The sequence below is a fragment of the Actinomadura monticuli genome (assembly GCF_041463655.1).
Taxonomy (GTDB): domain Bacteria; phylum Actinomycetota; class Actinomycetes; order Streptosporangiales; family Streptosporangiaceae; genus Spirillospora; species Spirillospora monticuli.
Genome location: NZ_JAXCEI010000007.1, coordinates 290369 through 309011, shown reverse-complemented (window position 1 = coordinate 309011; position 18643 = coordinate 290369). Strand labels below are relative to the sequence as shown.

The window sequence follows — 18643 nt, the reverse complement described above, 5'->3', positions numbered from 1 at the left end:
GGTCAAAAGCCCCGCGGCGCGGTCCCCCCGGCGCCTCCGAACTCCTGTCCGGCCGCCTGCGCGCCGAACCTCGGGCTCGCCTGCAGGTGCTGGCCGACCCGCTTGACCAGCACCGCCATCTCGTAGGCGACGAGGCCGGCGTCGGCCTCGGCCTCCGCGAGGACGGCGAGGCAGGTGCCGTCGCCCGCGGCCGTCACGAACAGCAGCAGCGCGTCCATCTCGATGATGGTCTGCCGCACGTTGCCGCCGGCGAAGTGCCGGCCGGCGCCGCGCGCGAGGCTCTGCACGCCGGAGGCCAGTGCGGACAGGTGCTCGGCGTCCTCGCGGGCCAGCTCGTTGGAGGCGGCCACGGCCAGGCCGTCCCGGGAGAGGATCACCGCCTGCCGCACCGTCGTCACTCGCTCGGCGAAGTCGTTGAGCAGCCAGTTCAGCTCACCCGTCACGGTGTTGTGCATCATCGGGTCTCCTCTTCCCCCACATCCGTCGCGCGGCCGCGCCGCCATCCCTGCTGTATCGATGCCATCAGCGAGCGCGCCTCCTCGGGAGAGCGTGCCACGCCCCCGGAGACGCCCGCGCCGGCCCGCGCCTGGGGCGGGGGCCGCTTGCGCAGCTGCGGCGCCAGGTTCTTCTGCCGGACCCGGCGCGGCAGTCCCGCGTGCGTTCCCGCGGGCTGCCAGTCATCGTCGTCGGCGGCGCCGTCCTGGGCGGCGCCGTCCTCCCCGCCGTCTTCCTCGTCGCCGGCGGCGCCGTCCGCCGGGGCCGCCACCTGCGGGACGGCGTCGTCCGACCACGGGTTCGGGGCGGGACGCGGCGGGGCGGCGGGCTCCGGGGCTCCGGGGGCGCCCCACGGGCCCGTCAGCTCGGGCAGCACGGGCGGCACCTCCATCGGCGCCTCCATCGGCGCCTCCATCGGCGCGGCCTCGGCGTCCCGCGGCTCGGTGTCCCGGACCAAAGCGCCGCGCAGCGGGACGACGGCCTCCGCGCGCGGCGCGGGCACCAGCACCTCGGCCCGCTCGACGTCGGTGACGGTGTCCAGCGGGGAGGCGGCGTCGAGCGGGGCGGGCCCGGACGCTCCGGGGGCCTCGCCCCCGCCCGGCTCGCCCGCGGGGGGCAGCATGCCCGCGGCCATCTGCTCCTGCGTGACGACCAGCTCGTGCGGCACCAGCACGATCGCGGTCACGCCGCCGTACGGGGACCGCTGCAGCGTCACGGAGATGTCGTGCCGGGCGGCCAGCCGCGCGACGACGAACAGGCCGAGCTGGTCGGTGTCGACGAGGTCGTAGTCGGGCGGCTCGGCGAGCCGCCGGTTGGCCTCGGCGAGCAGCTCCGGCTTGACGCCGAGGCCGCGGTCCTCGATCTCGACGGCGAAGCCGGTGCCGACCCGCTCGGCCTTGACCCGCACCTCGGTGTTGGGCGGGGAGAACGTCGCGGCGTTCTCGATCAGCTCGGCGAGCAGGTGGATGACGTCGGTGACGGCCGCGCCGACCAGGCCGTCCTCGGAGTCGGTGAGGACGGTCACGCGGGTGTAGTCCTCGATCTCCGAGACGGCGGCGCGCAGCACGTCGGCGAACCGCACCGGCTGCCGCCAGCCGCGGCCCGGGGTGGCGCCGGACAGGATGATCAGGCTCTCCGCGTGCCGCCGCATGCGGGTGGTGAGGTGGTCGATGCGGAAGAGGTCCTCGAGGTCGTCGGCCTCGGCGCGGCTCTCCAGCCCGTCCAGCATGGTGAGCTGGCGGTGCAGGAGCGACTGGTTGCGGCGGGCGATGTTGAGGAAGATGCGGCTGACGCCGGCGCGCAGCTCGGCCTGGCCGACGGCGGCGTCGACGGCGGTCCGCTGCACCTTGGCGAACGAGCCGGCGAGCCGGGCGATCTCGGTGGTCCTGCCCGCGGTCGGCGGCGGCGCCTCCGCGGCGACGTCCACGGTCTCGTTGCGGCTCAGCCGCGCGACGACGCCGGGCAGCCGCCGGTCGGCCAGCTCCTCGGCGGAGCCGCGCAGCCCGACCAGCTCGCGGACGAACCCGCGCGCGAACCGCAGCGACAGCAGCACCGAGGCGGCGACCGCCAGCAGGCCGAGGCCCCCGACGGCGCCGAGCCGGACGTAGGCGTCGCGGCCGAGCCGGTCGGCGTGCTCGCCGGCGCGCTTGGAGTTGCCCAGCACCATCCGGTTGACCGCGAGCACCAGCGGCTCGGCGCTGCGGCGCCAGTCCTGGGCGCTGACGGGCAGCGGCTCGCGCGGGTCGGCGTCGGCGATCCGGTCCTCGATGCCCTTGAAGCTCTGGTAGCCGGGGGACGCGAAGACCTGCGCGGTCCCGGTCCGGTAGACGGCGGGGTCGAGCAGCGAGCGCTGCTTGATCCACTGCCAGCGCTGCTCGCCGACCATCTCGACGAACCTCCGGTGCTCGGCGGGCGTCATCCGGCCCTGGGTGACCAGGGCGGAGGAGACCAGCGCGTTCTCCCGCTGGAGCAGCTCCATCGCGCGGCCGGCGTGCCGGGTGGACAGCGTCCAGTTGTAGAGGTCGGAGTCGTCGATGACGACCAGGCCGTCGTACAGCCGGTGCATGTCGTCGACCATCGTGCCGTAGTTGTCGATCGCGGTCAGCCGGTCGACGAGCCGGCCGTCGACCGCCGCGCGGAGCCCGCCGAGCCCGCCGAGCGCGCGCAGGACGTCGGTGATGCGGCTCTTCATCTCCTCGGTGGTGGCGCCGCGCGCGGCGTCCGAGGTCGCCTCGCGGCGGAAGTGCTCGACGGCCCGGTCGACGCGGGCGCGCTGGCCGACGAGGGCGGCGGGCGACCCGCCGGGGGTGGAGCGCGGGGTGCTGAGGAACATCGCGGACGCCTGGCGTTCCTTGCCGAGCTCCACCAGGACGCCCTGGCCGCTCGGCGCGAACGTCCGGTCCAGCGTGTGGTATCTGCGCTGGGCCAGCGCGTCCCGCCCGGTGACGCTCGCGGCGTACCCCCACAGTGCCACGAGCGAGAGCAGCGGCACGAGCAGCAGCGCGGTCACCTTCGAGCGGATCGAACGCGTACGGGGGGTTTTCATGTGACCTCGACCGTTCCGGCGCGGACTCCTCGTAGGGTCCCTGGATCATAAAGGCGGCCCTCGACGGGACCGCAACCCCTTTGGCGCCTTTCGCTCTCATTGGCACCATTCCGCGTCACCTGCGGTGATGCCAGCGGTCTGGGTGATCTTGCCGTATCTCACACAAGTAGATAGCGGCAAATCCGGACAATTTACTTCATTTCCCCCTGTTGCTCCGGAGGATTGCGCCATACTCTGCTTCTTCACCACCGCTCGCGTCGCGCCGGCACGGGAAGGAGACCCGCGATCCATACAGGCAACGACGGAGGCCGGAACGAGGTCGCGCCCGCCGGGCCGCGGAACGCGGCCGGCCGGGCCGGGAGGACGGCTCCCGGGCCGGAGGGCGTTACGATTCCCGCCGTGAGTCCCGAAAGCCAGGCATCCGAGGCACTGCCGTCGCGACGGCGCCGCACCCCCCGCGGCGGCCGGCACCGCGGCGACGAGTCCTTCCTGCTGCCCCCCGGATCCCCCACGCTGGTCCTGGCCGTGCCCGGGCACGCCCGGCAGCCCGGCACCGAGGCCGGCGCCGAGCTCGCCCGGCTCGTCGAGATCGAGCACACCGGCCAGCCCGCCTACGTCGGGCACCTGGACGGCGACGAGGCGAGCCTGCCCGCCGTCCTCGCCGCGCTCCGGCCGGAGCAGGACGAGCTCGCGGCCATCGTGGTGCCGCTGTCCACCGGCCCCGACCCGGCGCTCGACCGGGCCGTCCACGCCGCCGTGGCCGCCGCGCCGGTGCGCGCCGTCGCCGCCGAGCCGCTCGGCCCGCACCCGCTCATCGCCGAGGCGCTGCACGACCGGCTCGCCGACGCCGGCCTCGCCCGCGCCGACCGGATCCGGCTGATGACGATGGTGACGGCCGCGTCCGGCGTCATCGTCGCGACGCCGGGCGACGCGACCGCCGTCCGGCAGGCCGAGGTCACCGGCGTGCTCCTCGCCTCCCGGCTCGCCGCCCCGGTCTTCACCGCCTCGCTGAACGACGAGGCGTCCGTCAAGGCCGCCGCGGACCAGCTGCGCATGGCCGGCGCCACGTCCATCGCCCTCGCCCCGCACCTGATCGGCCCCGAGCCCGAGGCGGCGGTGGCCGCGCGCGCCGCCGCGTCCGTGGGCGCCGCCCACTCCGCGCCGCTGGGCGCCCACCCGGCCCTCGCCAGGCTCGCGGCCCTCCGCTTCGTGGAGGCCCTCTCCACCGCCCTGGCCGACTAGGCCAGGGGGGCGACCCCCTGGAACCCCCGTCACGAGCCGGCCGATCCTCACGCCACTGTGCGGGTGAGGTGTGACCGTGCGGGTTGGTGTCGTGTCGCTGTGGTCGCCCGGCTCGGCGGGTCGGGCGGCCTGCGGGCGCGGGGCGCCCTCCGGCCGCCCGACCCGTGTTCCTGTGGCCGGGGTTCGGGCTTAGTCAGCGGTTCTTGAAATCTGGTTTGCGCTTCTGCAGGGTCGCCGTCATTCCCTCGGCGAGGTCCTCGCTGAAGAAGGCGAGCGTCTGGACGGCCGTCTCCGCCATGAGCTGGCGGCGGAGGCCGGGGGCGTCCAGGGACGCGTTGAGCAGTTCCTTCGTGCGGCGCAGGCCGTACGGGGACTTGGTGAGCAGTTCGTCGGCGAGGGCCTGCGCCCCCGCCAGGTCGGCGCCCTCGGCGGTGATCTCGGTGATCAGGCCGAGCTCGTCGGCGCGGGTCACGTCCAGCCGCTGCGCCCGGTAGGACAGCTCCGCGGCCTTCGCCGGGCCGACCAGGCGCGGCAGCAGCCAGGAGAGCCCGCAGTCGCCGGCCGACAGGCCGAGGTTGGTGAACGGCACCACGAACCGGGTGGTCGGGTCGGCGACCCGCAGGTCGCAGGCCAGCGCCCAGGACACCCCCATGCCCGCGACCGGGCCGCGCAGCGCCGCGATCACCGGCTGCGGGATCTCCCGCAGCCGCGCGGTGACCTCGGCGCCGCGGGCGATGCCCCGGTAGAGCCGCTGGACGCGGCCCTCCGCGGACTCGCCGCCCGGGTCGCCGCCCTGGATGTCCATGCCGGAGCAGAATCCGCGCCCCTCGCCGGTGAGCACGACCACCTGGGTGTCCGGGTCGCGCGCCAGCTCGTTCAGGACGTCGAGCATCTCCTCGGTCAGGGCGCCGTCGACGGCGTTGAGTCGCTCCGGGCGGGACAGGGTGATGGTGAGCACCCCGTCCCGCCGGTCGAGCTTGATCCCGCCCAATGGCTCAGGAGGTGAGCTGCTGGATGAGGGGGCCCATCTGCTCGCCCACGTTCCGGAACACGGTCAGCGGCTCGTTCGCACTGATCGCGGCCCAGTTGTCGCGGACGTCCTCGACCGAGAGCGTGCTGTTCTGCCCGTAGCCGGGGCCCTCCGCCACGAAGATCTTCGCGATGCGGCCGCCGCCGACGGTGTAGACCTCGCCGGAGTCCTCGTTGGACTCGTGCACGAGCCAGGCGACGAGCGGGGTCACCTGGTCGACGCCGAGCTTGTCGGCGAAGTCGGCGGGCAGCAGGTCCTCGGTCATCCGGGTCCACGCGACCGGGGCGATCGCGTTGGCCTTGATGTTGTACTTGGCGCCCTCCTGCGCGAGGGTCTTGGTGAACCCGACCAGGCCCATCTTCGCGGTGGAGTAGTTGGCCTGGCCGAAGTTGCCGAACAGGCCCGCCGGCGACGAGGTGTTCACGATCCGGCCGTAGCCCTGCTCGCGCAGGTGCGACCAGGCGGCGTTGGAGACCAGGAACGAGCCGCGCAGGTGCACGGCGATGACCGCGTCGAACTCCTCCACGGACATGTTCTTGAACGACTTGTCGCGCAGGATGCCCGCGTTGTTGACGACGATGTCGACCTTGCCGAACGCGTCCAGCGCGGTCTGGATGATCGCCTGCGCGCCCTCGGGCGTCGCGACGTTGTCGGGGTTCGCGACGGCCTCGCCGCCGTTCTTCTTGATCTCGTCCACGACCTCCTGGGCGGGGCCGGCGGAGGCGCCGACACCGGACCGGTCGCCGCCGAGGTCGTTGACGACGACCTTGGCGCCGCGCGCGGCGAGCTCCAGGGCGTGCTGGCGGCCGAGGCCGTGGCCGGCCCCGGTCACGACCGCGACCCGGTCGTCGTAGCGCAGTTCCGACATTCGTTTCTCCTCACATCGTGGGGCCCGCCCCCAGGAAATCATCCGGGGGTTACCAAGTGGTACCACTAAACCGAATCTCGCTCGGCCGCGCTCCACCGGGGTCCTCCCGGCGTACGATGGGTCCGGGGGAAGTTGCGTGGAATGCCGCAATTCACCGGAGCTGCCGCGTAGTCTCCGACGAAGCCGCGAGCACGGAGGTCCCGATTCGATGATCCCCGCCGACGCGCCGTCCACCGGCCGCCGCCCGTACCGCGTCGTGCAGTGGGCGACCGGCGCGCTCGGACGCAGCGCGATCAGGGGCGTGCTCGACCGCGACGACATGGAGCTCGCCGGCGTCTGGGTGCACAGCCCCGCCAAGGAGGGCGCCGACGCCGGCGCCCTGGCCGGCCGGGCCCCCGTCGGGATCGCCGCGACCCGCGACATCGGCGACATCCTCGCCCTGGACGCCGACTGCGTCGTCTACGCCCCGAGCCCCGCGCACGACCGGTTCAGCGAGCTCGACACGATCTGCGCGCTGCTGGCGTCCGGCAAGAACCTGATCTCCCTCAGCGGGCTCGTCTACCCGCGGGCGCACGGCCCGCAGTTCGTCGGCGAGCTGGAGCAGGCGTGCAAGCGGGGCGGGACGTCCGTGCACGGCAGCGGCGTCAGCGCCGGCTTCATGGCCGACGTCATGCCGCTCGTGCTGTCGCGGCTGTCCCGGCGCATCACCCACGTCTACGCCCGCGAGTGCTCCGACTTCGCCCGGCACCCGTCCTGGCGGATGGTCCACGACATGCTCGGCTTCGGCAAGACCGAGGAGGCCTACCAGGGCGCGCTGCGGCCGAACCGGGCCGCGATGCGGTCGATGTTCGCCGAGAGCCTGCACCTCGTCGCGGCGGGCCTCGGCGTCGACCTCGACGAGATCGACGTGGACGTCGACTACCGGCTCGCCGGCACCGACCTCGCCACCGCGGCCGGGCCGATCCCGCGCGGCACCGTCGCCGCCGCCCGCTGGACGTTCAGCGGCCTCGCCGCCGGGCGTCCCGTCATCACCGTCGAGGTGGTGCACAAGGCCGACGCCGCCCGCATGCCGGACGAGTGGGGCCGCCCCGGCTACTCGCTGCGGGTGGACGGCCGCCCGTCGCTGACGCTCACGATCGACCAGGACTGGGTCTCCGACGTGATCTCCGCGGCGTCCGGGCACGCGCTGAACTCCGTCCCGGCCGTGTGCGCCGCCGAGCCCGGCATCCGGACCTACCTCGACCTGCCGATGATCAGCGGCCGCATGCACATCTGACGGTTCGAGCGCCTCCGCGGGCCAGGTACAGCTAGGGCAGCGGCCGCGCGGGCGCCGGCACGCCCTCCCCCACGGCGGTCCCCTCGGCGGCGTCCTCGGCGGCCTCGGCGGCGGCCTCCTCCCGGGCCTCCTGGCGGCGCCTGCGGACGCTCCACACCGCGAGCCCCGCGACGGCCGCCACCGCCAGCCCGATCGCGAGGCCCCGGCCCGCGAGCTTCGCCGCGTGCTCGAACGCCGTGCCCGCGAAGTACCCGCCGAGCGTGAACGTCACCACCCAGGTCACGCCGCCGATGACGTTGAACAGCAGGAACTTCGGATACGGCAGCCGGGAGCTGCCCGCGAGCGCCGGCATGAGCGCCCGCAGCAGCGCGGTGAACCGCCCGATGAACACCGCGAACGCGCCCCGGCGGCGGATCAGGTCCTGCGCGCCGGCGACCTTCGCCCGGTGTTTGCGCATCACCCCGACGTCCAGCAGCCGCGGCCCGTACCTGCGGCCGATCTCGTAGCCGACGGAGTCGCCCGCGACCGCCGCGACCACCGCGATGACGAGCAGCAGCGGCAGTGACAGGACGTCCTGGCTGGCCAGGACGCCGCCGACGACGATGGCGGTCTCGCCGGGGAACACGAACCCGACGAACAGGGCGGCCTCGGCGAACACCAGCGCCGCGATGATCAGATAGATCATCGCGGGCGGCAGGCCGTCCACCAGGGCGTTGAAGTGCTCGAGCATGGACCCCCGCCATCTCGTACCGGCCGGCTCGCACCCGCCGGGACCGCGTCGCGGCCGTTTGACACCTGCTACCGACGGTTATGGTAGCCGCGAGGCTCCCTTGCCCGGATCGGCCGTTCGGACGATGATCGGGACGAGGCGAGGGCATCGGGCGGCGTCGGGAGGCACGGGTGGGCATTCTTCAGGAGGTCGAGGGCGGCCGGTTCGTGCGGCAGGCCAACCGGTTCACCGACCGGATCACCGCGGACGGCTCGTCCGGCTACCCCGCCGAGGCCGGCCGGTACCGGCTGTTCGTCTCCTACGCGTGCCCGTGGGCGCACCGCACCCTGATCGTCCGGCGCCTCCTCGGCCTGGAGGACGCGATCGGCGTCGCGGTCGTCGACCCGATCCGCGACGAGCGCGGCTGGCGGTTCCCCGAGCGCGACCCCGTCACCGGCGCCGAGTTCCTCTCCGAGCTGTACCTCGCCACCGACCCGTCCTTCCAGGGCCGCTACACCGTCCCCTCCATCTGGGACACCGAGACCGGACGCCTGGTCACCAACGACTTCCCGAACATCACCACGATGTTCGAGACGGAGTTCACCGCCCACCACCGGCCGGGCGCGCCCGACCTGTACCCCGAGGCGCTCCGCCCCGAGATCGACGAGCTGAACGACCTCGTCTACAGGACCGTCAACAACGGCGTCTACAAGTGCGGGTTCGCCACCTCCCAGGACGCCTACGAGCAGGCGTTCGACGCCCTGTTCGACACCCTCGACCGGCTGGAGGAGCGCCTCGCCGCCCGCCGCTACCTGCTCGGCGATGACGTCACCGAGGCCGACGTCCGCCTGTACCCCACCCTGGCCCGCTTCGACGCGGCCTACCACGGGCACTTCAAGTGCAACCTGCGGCGCCTGGTCGACTACGAGAACCTGTGGGCCTACGCCCGCGACCTGTACTCGATCCCGGCCTTCGGCGAGACGACGAACTTCGACCACATCAAGCGGCACTACTACATGACGCACCCGCACATCAACCCGACGGGCATCGTCCCGAAGGGCCCCCTCATGGACTGGACCGCTCCGCACGGTCGCGACCGCTGACCCCCGTCCCCTCGTTATGCTGGCGGATCTCCACCATTCCGCACGAAAGGCATGACCCGACCATGCGCAGCCAGTTCTTCGGCAACCTCGACCAGGGCCAGCAGCTTCCCGGCCACTTCGCCCTCCAGAACTCCAAGATGCTCCGGGTCCATCTGAACGGGGACGTCCTGGCCCGGCAGGGCTCCATGGTCGCGTTCCAGGGCCAGATGGAGTTCGACTACGAGGGCGCGGGCGGCCTCGGCAAGTTCATGAAGAAGGCCCTGACCGGCGAGGGCGTCCCGCTGATGCGCGTCAAGGGCCAGGGGCTGCTGTTCGTCGCCAACGACGCCGACGACATCCACCTCTTCTACCTGGAGAACGAGGGCATCACCGTCAACGGCAAGAACATCCTCGCCTACGACTCGCACCTGCAGTCCGACATCCAGCGCGTGCAGGGCGCGGGCATCGCCGCGGGCGGCCTGTTCAACACCACGCTCCAGGGCACCGGCTGGGTCGCGCTCACCACGCACGGCACGCCCGTCATGCTCGACTGCGGCCGCGCCCCCACGTTCGCGGACGGCCAGTCCGCCGTGGCGTGGAGCACCAGCCTCCAGGTCGGCGTCAACCGCACCTTCAAGGCGTCCGCCCTCATCGGCCGCGGCAGCGGCGAGGCGATGCAGCTGGCGTACCAGGGCCAGGGCTTCGTCCTCATCCAGGCCAGCGAGGGCCCCACGGTCGCCCCTCACACGCACTGAGGCACGCGGTCGCGCCTTCACTACAGTAGCCTGGGGTGCGTCTCAGAACTCACCTGCGAGCTGCGGAAGAGGGCGATCTCCGCCGTGTCGACAGAGTCGTCGCAAACTAGTGCCGACCCAAAGATCACAGATTTCGGCGCCAACGAGTGGCTGGTCGACGAGCTGTACCAGAAGTACCTCGAAGACCCGAACTCCGTTGACGAAGCCTGGTGGAACTTCTTCGCGGACTACCAGCCGGACAGCCGGCCGTCGGCCGTGACCCCCGCGTCCCCCCAGGCGGCCACCGAGAGCGCGGCCCCGGCCGCGAACGGCACCGCGGCCGCTCCGCCGACAGCGCAGCGGCCGGTGGCGCCGCCGCAGGCCCCCCCGCGGCCCGCGGCGAAGCAGGCCCCGAAGGCGGCGGAGAAGCCGGCTCCGCCGCCGGTGCCGGCGGGCGCCGAGGAGGTCCGGCTGCGCGGCGTCGCCGCCCGGACGGCCACCAACATGGAGGCCAGCCTCGCCGTGCCGACGGCGACGAGCGTGCGGGCCGTCCCGGCGAAGCTGCTGGTCGACAACCGCATCGTCATCAACAACCACCTGAAGCGCGGGCGCGGCGGCAAGGTCTCGTTCACGCACCTGATCGGGTACGCGATCGTCCGGGCGCTCGCCGCGATGCCGGAGATGAACGCCGCGTTCACCGAGGTCGACGGCAAGCCGGTGCTGATCCGCCCCGAGCACGTGAACTTCGGGCTGGCGATCGACCTGCAGAAGAGCGACGGCTCCCGGCAGCTCGTCGTGCCGAGCATCAAGGCCGCCGAGACGCTGGACTTCCGCCAGTTCTGGGCCGCCTACGAGGAGATCGTCCGCAAGGCCCGCGGCGGCAAGCTCACCCTGGAGGACTTCCAGGGCACCACGATCAGCCTGACCAACCCGGGCACGATCGGGACGGTCCACTCGGTGCCGCGGCTGATGCCCGGCCAGGGCACGATCATCGGCGTGGGCTCGATGGAGTACCCGGCGGAGTTCGCGGGCGCGTCCAGCGACACGCTGTCGCGCATGGGGATCAGCAAGGTCATGACGCTGACCTCCACCTACGACCACCGGATCATCCAGGGCGCGCAGTCCGGCGACTTCCTGCGCCGCATCCACCAGCTGCTGCTCGGCGAGGACGGCTTCTACGACGAGATCTTCGAGGCGCTGCGCATCCCGTACGAGCCGGTGCGCTGGGTCAAGGACATCTCCGCCACCCACGACGACGACGTCGCCAAGGTCGCCCGCGTCCACGAGCTGATCCACGCCTACCGGGTCCGCGGCCACCTGATGGCCGACACCGACCCCCTCGAGTACAAGCAGCGCCGCCACCCCGACCTCGACATCCTCAAGCACGGCCTCACCCTGTGGGACCTGGAGCGCGAGTTCGCGACCGGCGGGTTCGGCGGCAAGCCGACGATGAAGCTGCGCGACATCCTCGGCGTGCTCCGGATGGCGTACTGCCGCACGGTCGGCATCGAGTACATGCACATCCAGGACCCGGAGGAGCGCGCCTGGATCCAGGAGCGCGTCGAGGTCCCGCACGACAAGCCGTCGCGCGAGGAGCAGCTGCACGTGCTGCGCCGCCTCAACAGCGCCGAGGCGTTCGAGACGTTCCTGCAGACGAAGTTCGTCGGGCAGAAGCGGTTCTCGCTGGAGGGCGGCGAGTCCGTCATCCCGCTGCTCGACTCGGTGATCTCGGCCGCGGCGAAGGAGAGCCTGGACGAGGTCGTCATCGGCATGGCGCACCGCGGCCGGCTGAACGTCCTCGCCAACATCGTCGGCAAGTCCTACGGGCAGATCTTCGGCGAGTTCGAGGGCAACCTCGACCCGCGCAGCGCGCAGGGCTCCGGCGACGTGAAGTACCACCTGGGCGCCTCCGGCGACTTCGTCGCGAGCGACGGCTCCAAGATCCACACCGAGCTGGTCGCGAACCCGTCCCACCTGGAGACGGTCGACCCGGTGCTGGAGGGCGTCGTCCGCGCCAAGCAGGACGTCCTGGACGTCGGCGAGGCCGGCTTCACCGTGCTGCCGATCCTGATCCACGGCGACGCCGCGTTCGCCGGGCAGGGCGTGGTCGCCGAGACGCTGAACCTGTCGCAGCTGCGCGGCTACCGCACCGGCGGCACCGTGCACGTCATCATCAACAACCAGGTCGGCTTCACGACGGCCCCCGAGTACTCGCGGTCCAGCGTGTACGCGACCGACGTGGCCCGGATGATCCAGGCGCCGATCTTCCACGTGAACGGCGACGACCCGGAGGCGTGCGCCCGGGTGGCGCGGCTGGCGTTCGAGTACCGGCAGACGTTCAAGAAGGACGTCGTCGTCGACATGGTCTGCTACCGGCGCCGGGGCCACAACGAGGGCGAGAACCCGTCGTTCACCCAGCCGCTGATGTACGACCTGATCGACGCCAAGCGGTCGGTGCGCAAGCTGTACACCGAGGCGCTGATCGGCCGCGGCGACATCACGGTCGAGGAGGCCGAGCAGGCGCTCCGCGACTACCAGGAGCAGCTGGAGCGGGCCTTCACCGAGACCCGCGAGGCCGTGAAGAAGCCCCTGGAGCCGGGCTCGGTCGTGAAGCCGGACGTCGAGGAGCGCATCCCGATCGACCACGGCAAGGCCGGGTCGGCGATCCCGCAGGAGACCGTCAAGCGGATCATCGAGACCCAGGTCAGCCTGCCGGAGGGGTTCACCCCGCACCCGCGGCTCCAGCCGATCCTGCAGCGCCGCGCCCAGATGATCGAGGACGACGCGATCGACTGGGCGACCGGCGAGCTGCTGGCGATGGGCTCGCTGCTGATCGACGGCCACCCGGTGCGGCTCGTCGGCCAGGACACCCGGCGCGGTACGTTCGGCCAGCGGCACGCGGTGCTCGTCGACCGCCGGACGGGCGAGGAGTACACGCCGCTGAAGCAGTTCGGGCAGGGCGTGTCGAAGTTCTACGTGCACGACTCGCTGCTCAGCGAGTACGCGGCGATGGGCTTCGAGTACGGCTACTCGATGACGCGGCCCGACGCGCTGGTCTGCTGGGAGGCCCAGTTCGGCGACTTCGCCAACGGCGCCCAGTCGGTGGTGGACGAGTACATCTCGTCCGGCGAGCAGAAGTGGGGCCAGCACTCGGGCGTCGTGCTGCTGCTGCCGCACGGCTACGAGGGCCAGGGGCCCGACCACTCGTCCGCGCGGATCGAGCGGTACCTGCAGCTGTGCGCGCAGGACAACATGACCGTCGTCTACCCGACGACCCCGGCGAACTACTTCCACCTGCTGCGCTGGCAGGTGCTGTCGGGCCGGCACAAGCCGCTGGTCGTGTTCACGCCGAAGTCGCTGCTGCGGCTGAAGGCGGCCACGTCGCCGGTCCAGGAGGTCACGGGCGGCGCCTTCCAGCCGGTCATCCCGGAGAGCGACCCGGCGGTCGACCCGGCGGGCGTGCGGCGGGTGCTGCTCACCACCGGCAAGATCTACTACGACGTGCTGAAGGCCCGGCAGGCGGCGGGCGCGAACGACACCGCGATCGTCCGGGTCGAGCGGCTGTACCCGCCGCCGGTGGACGAGATCAAGGCCGAGCTGGCCAAGTACCCGGCCGGGGCCGAGGTCGTGTTCGTGCAGGACGAGCCCGCCAACATGGGCGCCTGGCCGTTCATGGCGCTGAAGCTGCCGCACCACATCGAGGGCCTGAGGCTGTCCCGGGTGTCGCGCCCGGCGTCGTCGTCGCCCGCGGTGGGTTCGGCGAAGCTGCACCAGGCGGAGCAGGAGGCCCTGCTCGCGAGACTGTTCGGCGAGCGGAAGTAGGCCGGGCGGAAGGATCCACGAGACCCGAGGGCTCCGGTGCGACGCGCCGGGGCCCTCGGCGTCCCGACGGCGAGATCGAGAAAGTAGACACCTGCTCATGTACTTCACCGACCGGGGCATCGAGGAGCTGACGGACCGGCGGGGCGCGGAGGAGGTCAGCCTGACGTGGCTGGCCGAGCGGCTGCGCGAGTTCGTCGACCTGAACCCCGAGTTCGAGACGCCCGTCGACCGCCTCGCCACCTGGCTCGCCCGGCTGGACGACGAGGACGACTGAGCGGTGACATGAGCCGCAGACGCGACATGTCTTGACTTTCGCAGGACGCGACATATCGTGTTTACTGTCGGAAGAGCCGGACGAAGGGCATCGCGATGTCACGCTGGACGATCGAGGAACCGACCACCCTGGACTTCGACGGCGTCGTCGCACTGCGGGTCACGCTCATCGCGGGCAGCGTGTCGGTGCTCGCCTCCGACGAGCGCCCGTCCATCATGGTCGGCGACGTCGAGGGCCCGCCGCTGGTCGTCACGCACGAGGCCGGCATGCTGACCGTGACCCACGACAAGCTGTGGGAGGGCGTGCTGAGCTGGCTGCGCACCCACAAGGTCCGCGCGGCGATCACGGTGACCGTCCCGCACGACTGCCCGGTGTCGCTGAACCTCGTCTCCGCGGACGCGGTGGTGACCGGCATGACGACCCGCACGTCCATCAAGAGCGCGTCCGGCGATGTGACGCTGGACGGGGTGGCGGGCGCGATCGACGCCAACACCGTCTCCGGCGCGATCGAGGCGCAGGGCCTGGACGGGACGGTCTCGTTCACGTCCGTGTCCGGCGACCTGTCCCTCGCCGGCGCGTCCATCGACCGGCTGGGGGCACGCTCGGTCAGCGGCCGCATCGCCGCCGACCTCGACCTCGGCGCCGACAGCGGGATCGACGTCAACACGGTGTCCGGCGAGGTGGCGCTGCGCGTCCCGGAGTCCGCCGGCGCGCAGGTCTCGCTGACCTCGGCGGCCGGGCGCATCGAGACGTCGTTCCCCGAGCTCGGCCGGCAGGAGCGCACCCTCGCGCAGAGCGTCACCGGCAAGCTCGGCGACGGCGGCGGCCGACTGACGGTCAATACCGTCTCCGGCGCGATCACCCTCCTCGGCCGCGACGACGCCTCGGAGATCACCACCGGCCCCCGAATGGAGAAGTGAGACGTGAGCCCCGTTTTCGGTCACGGGCGGCTGCGGCTGTACCTGCTGAAGCTGCTGGAGGAGAGCCCGCGGCACGGCTACGAGGTGATCCGGCTGCTGCAGGACCGGTTCCTCGGGGTCTACTCGCCGTCCCCCGGCACGATCTACCCGCGGCTCGCCCGGCTGGAGTCCGAGGGCCTGGTCACGCATGAGGTGATCAAGGGCAAGAAGGTGTACTCGCTGACCGACAAGGGCCGCGAGGAGCTGGAGCGCCGCATGGACGAGCTCGCCGACCTTGAGGAGGAGCTCTCCGCCTCGGCGCAGGAGTTCGCGCGCGGCGTACAGGAGGACGTCCGGCAGACCGTCCGGTCGCTGCGCGAGGAGCTGACGCAGGCCGCCCGGACGATGCGCGACCAGGGCAAGGCCACGTCCAAGGACGCGTGGAAGGAGACCACCGAGCGGCAGAAGGACGAGTGGAAGCGCCAGAAGGAGTACTGGCGCGAGCAGAAGCAGGCGTGGAAGGAGGAGTGGCGGCAGAACTGGGACGACGCCTGGAAGACGGCGATCGGCACCCGCGACGACGTCGCCCGCCTCAAGCTGGAGCGCCTGCTGCGCAAGTTCGTCGAGGACGTCCGCAAGTCGGCCCACAAGGCCCGCCTGGACGACGACGACCTCGCCGCCGCGCAGGCCCTCCTGGACGAGACCCGCGAACGCCTGAAGAACGAGGTCTTCCGCAAGAAGCCGTGACCGGGCCGGCCCGGTCACGGCTCCCCCGCCTCACGGCGTGAAGACGATCTTCCCGAAGAGGTCGCCCCCGTCCATCGCCGCGAACCCCTCGCGGGCCCGGCCCAGCGGCAGCGTCCGGTCGATCAGCGGCTTCGTGTCCGTCTTGACCAGGAACCGGGCGAGCCGCTCCAGCTGCGCCCGCGTCCCCATGGTGCTGCCGACGACCGACAGCTGCAGGAAGAACACCCGGTTCAGCTCCGCCGGCGGCACCTGGCCGCTGGTGGCGCCGGACACCACGATCCGCCCGCCGGGCCGCAGCGACTTCAGCGAGTGCGACCAGGTCGCCTGCCCGACGGTCTCGATGACGGCGTCGACCCGCTCGGGCAGCCGTGCGCCCGTCTCGAACACGGCGTCCGCGCCGAGCTCCTCGGCCCGCTTGCGCTTGGCCTCGCTCCGGCTGGTCGCGTAGACCCGGTACCCGGCGGCCGACGCGAGCGCGATCGCCGCGGTCGCGACGCCGCCGCCTGCGCCCTGCACCAGCACCGACGACCCGGGCTGCAGCTCCGCCTTGTCGAACAGCATCCGGTAGGCGGTGAGCCATGCCGTCGGCAGGCAGGCCGCCTCCTCGAAGGACAGCTCGGCGGGCTTCGGGACGAGGTTGCGGCGCGGCACCGCGACCCTCTCCGCGAGCGTCCCCTGGTGGACCTCCGACAGCAGCGACCGCTTCGGGTCGAGCGTCTCGTCGCCGCCGCCCCGGTCCGGGTCGCCGATGACGGAGTGGACGATGACCTCGTTGCCGTCCTCGTCGACCCCGGCGGCGTCGCAGCCGAGGATCATCGGGAGTCTGTCCGCGGACAGGCCGACGCCCTTCAGCGACCACAGGTCGTGGTGGTTGAGCGCGGCGGCCTTCACCGTGACGGTCGTCCAGCCGTCCGGTGCCTCGGGATCGGGCCGCTCGCCCAGCGTCAGCCCGTTCAGCGGATTGTCTGCGTCGATCTGCGTGGCCGTGACAGCGAACATGGACCGACACTAGCCCTGCCGGGCCCCGGCGCCACCGGCGGGCCCCGCCCTTTCCGGCCGGTCGGGCCGCTCCCCGGCACTGCGCGCATGCGCATGCGAGTGCTGCTCCTCACGGGAGGCGGGCGGACCGCGAAGCGGTGTCGTTCTCCGCGGGCCGCCGAGCCTCGCCGCGACCGCTACAGGACCTTGGAGAGGAAGTCCCGGGTGCGCTGGTGCTGCGGGTTCGCGAGGACCTCGCGGGGGGTGCCCTCCTCGACGACGACTCCGCCGTCCATGAAGACCAGGGAGTCGCCGACCTCGCGGGCGAAGCCCATCTCGTGGGTGACCACGACCATGGTCATGCCGTCGAGGGCGAGCCGCTTCATGGTCTCCAGGACCTCGCCGACGAGTTCCGGGTCGAGCGCGGACGTCGGCTCGTCGAACAGCATCAGCGCCGGCTCCATGGCGAGCGCCCGCGCGATCGCCACCCGCTGCTGCTGCCCGCCGGACAGCTGAGCCGGGTAGCTCTGCGCCTTCTCGGCCAGCCCGACGCGGTCGAGCAGTTCGAGGGCCTGCTCCCTGACCTGCTCCTTCGGGAGCTTCTTCACCCACATCGGCGCGCCCATGACGTTGTCGAGCGCCGTCTTGTGGGGGAAGAGGTTGAACCGCTGGAACACCATGCCGATCTCGCGGCGCTGCGCGGCCACCTCCCGGTCGCGCAGCTCGTAGAGCTTGCCGCCCTGCTGCCGGTAGCCGACCAGGTGGCCGTTCACCCACAGCCGTCCCGCGTTGATCTTCTCCAGGTGGTTGATGCAGCGCAGGAACGTCGACTTGCCCGATCCGGACGGCCCGACGACGCACATCACCTCGCCCTGCCGCACCTCCAGGTCGATGCCCTTCAGCACCTCCAGGCGGCCGAAGGACTTGTGCACGCTCTCGGCCTTGACCATCAGGCCGCCGCTCTCGGGCGCGGGCGGCTGCGCGGGCTCCTTGGAGAGGGAGTCGCTCACGATGTCCTCACCTCCGCTCACTGGCCACCGCCCCCGCCCCGGAAGCGAATCCGGGGCTCGCGCGAGGTGGTCCCCCTGCCGACCCCGCGGCTGAAGTGGCGCTCCAGGTAGTGCTGGCCCACCATCATCAGCGAGGACAGCAGCAGGTACCACAGGCACGCCATCACCAGCATGGGGATGATCTTGTAGGTGTTGGCGTAGATGGTCTGCGCGGTGAACGTCAGCTCGGAGAACGGGATGGCCGCGACCAGCGAGGTGTTCTTCATCATGGAGAGCGCCTCGTTGCCGGTCGGCGGGATGATGACCCGCATCGCCTGCGGCAGCACGATCCGGCCCATGGTCTGCATCCGGGACATGCCGAGCGCGCTCGCGGCCTCCTGCTGCCCCTCGTCCACCGACAGGATCCCGGCCCGGATGATCTCCGCCATGTAGGCGGCCTCGTTGAGGATGAGCCCGAGCCCCGCGGCGATCATTGCGGTGACCAGCGACTGCGTCTGCCAGGTGTGGAACTCCGGCCCGAACGGGATGCCGATCCCGACGGTCGGGAACAGCGAGCCGATCGCGCCCCAGACGAGCAGCTGCGTGTACAGCGGCGTCCCGCGGAAGAACCACAGGTAGAACCAGGACGAGCCGCGCAGCAGCGGGTTGGGCGACAGCCGCATCAGCGCGAGGACGGTGCCGAGCAGCACCCCGCCGATCATCGCGGCGAGGGTGAGCAGGATCGTGTTGCGGACGCCCTTGAGCACCGCGATCGAGAAGATGAACTTCCGCTGCTCCGCCCAGTCGAGTGCGTCGCTGGTGAACAGGAAGTGGACGAACATGGCGATCAGCACGAGCACGACCGCCGCGGCGGCCCAGCGGCCGGGATGACGGACCGGGACGGCCCGGATCGCTTCGGGCCGTCCCTTCTCGACGTCGGTGTCGACCGTCAT

General features: G+C 72.0%; 16 protein-coding genes. 8 read left to right on the top strand and 8 right to left on the bottom strand.

What is annotated here, in order from left to right; translation table 11 throughout:
- Positions 1–2: 2 nt before the first annotated feature.
- Positions 3–458: a roadblock/LC7 domain-containing protein gene (locus SM611_RS18435; RefSeq protein ID WP_371950870.1), complete on the bottom strand. Its 456-nt coding sequence runs from the start codon at positions 456–458 to the stop codon at positions 3–5.
- Positions 455–3040 carry a sensor histidine kinase gene (locus SM611_RS18430; RefSeq protein ID WP_371950868.1) on the bottom strand — a complete coding sequence of 862 codons (2586 nt, stop codon included), beginning with the start codon at positions 3038–3040 and terminating at the stop codon, positions 455–457. The genes SM611_RS18435 and SM611_RS18430 overlap by 4 nt, the downstream gene beginning before the upstream one ends.
- 399 nt (positions 3041–3439) lie before the next feature.
- Here SM611_RS18430 and SM611_RS18425 point away from each other — a divergent pair, with 399 nt between their 5' ends.
- Positions 3440–4282 (top strand): sirohydrochlorin chelatase, encoded by an 843-nt coding sequence (locus tag SM611_RS18425; protein WP_371950867.1) that lies wholly within the window; start codon positions 3440–3442, stop codon positions 4280–4282.
- Positions 4283–4475: 193 nt separating this feature from the next.
- Here SM611_RS18425 and SM611_RS18420 read toward each other — a convergent pair whose 3' ends face one another.
- Together SM611_RS18420 and SM611_RS18415 are read right to left on the bottom strand one after the other, a co-directional pair.
- On the bottom strand, positions 4476–5273 hold the full coding sequence (locus SM611_RS18420; protein ID WP_371950866.1) for an enoyl-CoA hydratase/isomerase family protein: 798 nt from the start codon (positions 5271–5273) through the stop codon (positions 4476–4478).
- A 4-nt stretch (positions 5274–5277) separates the two neighbouring features.
- Complete coding sequence (locus SM611_RS18415) at positions 5278–6180, bottom strand: SDR family oxidoreductase (protein ID WP_371950865.1); 903 nt, start codon at positions 6178–6180, stop codon at positions 5278–5280.
- A 208-nt stretch (positions 6181–6388) separates the two neighbouring features.
- Here SM611_RS18415 and SM611_RS18410 point away from each other — a divergent pair, with 208 nt between their 5' ends.
- Entirely contained in the window at positions 6389–7456 is a 1068-nt protein-coding gene (locus SM611_RS18410) for an NAD(P)H-dependent amine dehydrogenase family protein (protein ID WP_371950864.1), read from the top strand.
- 31 nt (positions 7457–7487) lie between these two features.
- On the opposite strand, the gene SM611_RS18405 is transcribed toward SM611_RS18410, so the two are convergent.
- A complete protein-coding gene (locus tag SM611_RS18405) occupies positions 7488–8186 on the bottom strand; it encodes a DedA family protein (protein WP_371950863.1) in 699 nt (232 codons plus the stop codon).
- A gap of 170 nt (positions 8187–8356) precedes the next feature.
- Here SM611_RS18405 and SM611_RS18400 point away from each other — a divergent pair, with 170 nt between their 5' ends.
- From SM611_RS18400 to SM611_RS18375, 6 genes are all read left to right on the top strand, one after another.
- Positions 8357–9268 (top strand): glutathione S-transferase family protein, encoded by a 912-nt coding sequence (locus SM611_RS18400; protein ID WP_371950861.1) that lies wholly within the window; start codon positions 8357–8359, stop codon positions 9266–9268.
- Positions 9269–9330: 62 nt separating this feature from the next.
- Positions 9331–10002, top strand: coding sequence for an AIM24 family protein (locus SM611_RS18395; RefSeq protein WP_371950860.1), 672 nt, complete (start codon positions 9331–9333; stop codon positions 10000–10002).
- Positions 10003–10086: 84 nt separating this feature from the next.
- Entirely contained in the window at positions 10087–13803 is a 3717-nt protein-coding gene (locus tag SM611_RS18390) for a multifunctional oxoglutarate decarboxylase/oxoglutarate dehydrogenase thiamine pyrophosphate-binding subunit/dihydrolipoyllysine-residue succinyltransferase subunit (RefSeq protein ID WP_371950859.1), read from the top strand.
- A 97-nt stretch (positions 13804–13900) separates the two neighbouring features.
- Positions 13901–14077 carry a DUF6104 family protein gene (locus SM611_RS18385; protein ID WP_371950857.1) on the top strand — a complete coding sequence of 59 codons (177 nt, stop codon included), beginning with the start codon at positions 13901–13903 and terminating at the stop codon, positions 14075–14077.
- 95 nt (positions 14078–14172) lie between these two features.
- A complete protein-coding gene (locus tag SM611_RS18380) occupies positions 14173–14997 on the top strand; it encodes a DUF4097 family beta strand repeat-containing protein (protein WP_371950856.1) in 825 nt (274 codons plus the stop codon).
- A gap of 3 nt (positions 14998–15000) precedes the next feature.
- A complete protein-coding gene (locus SM611_RS18375; RefSeq protein WP_371950854.1) occupies positions 15001–15723 on the top strand; it encodes a PadR family transcriptional regulator in 723 nt (240 codons plus the stop codon).
- A 30-nt stretch (positions 15724–15753) separates the two neighbouring features.
- Here SM611_RS18375 and SM611_RS18370 read toward each other — a convergent pair whose 3' ends face one another.
- The 3 genes from SM611_RS18370 to SM611_RS18360 all read right to left on the bottom strand — a co-directional run bounded on the left by SM611_RS18370 (position 15754) and on the right by SM611_RS18360 (position 18643).
- Positions 15754–16722 (bottom strand): zinc-binding dehydrogenase, encoded by a 969-nt coding sequence (locus tag SM611_RS18370; protein WP_371950853.1) that lies wholly within the window; start codon positions 16720–16722, stop codon positions 15754–15756.
- Positions 16723–16898: 176 nt separating this feature from the next.
- Entirely contained in the window at positions 16899–17651 is a 753-nt protein-coding gene (locus tag SM611_RS18365; RefSeq protein WP_371951041.1) for an amino acid ABC transporter ATP-binding protein, read from the bottom strand.
- Positions 17652–17728: 77 nt separating this feature from the next.
- On the bottom strand, positions 17729–18643 hold the full coding sequence (locus SM611_RS18360) for an amino acid ABC transporter permease (RefSeq protein WP_371950852.1): 915 nt from the start codon (positions 18641–18643) through the stop codon (positions 17729–17731).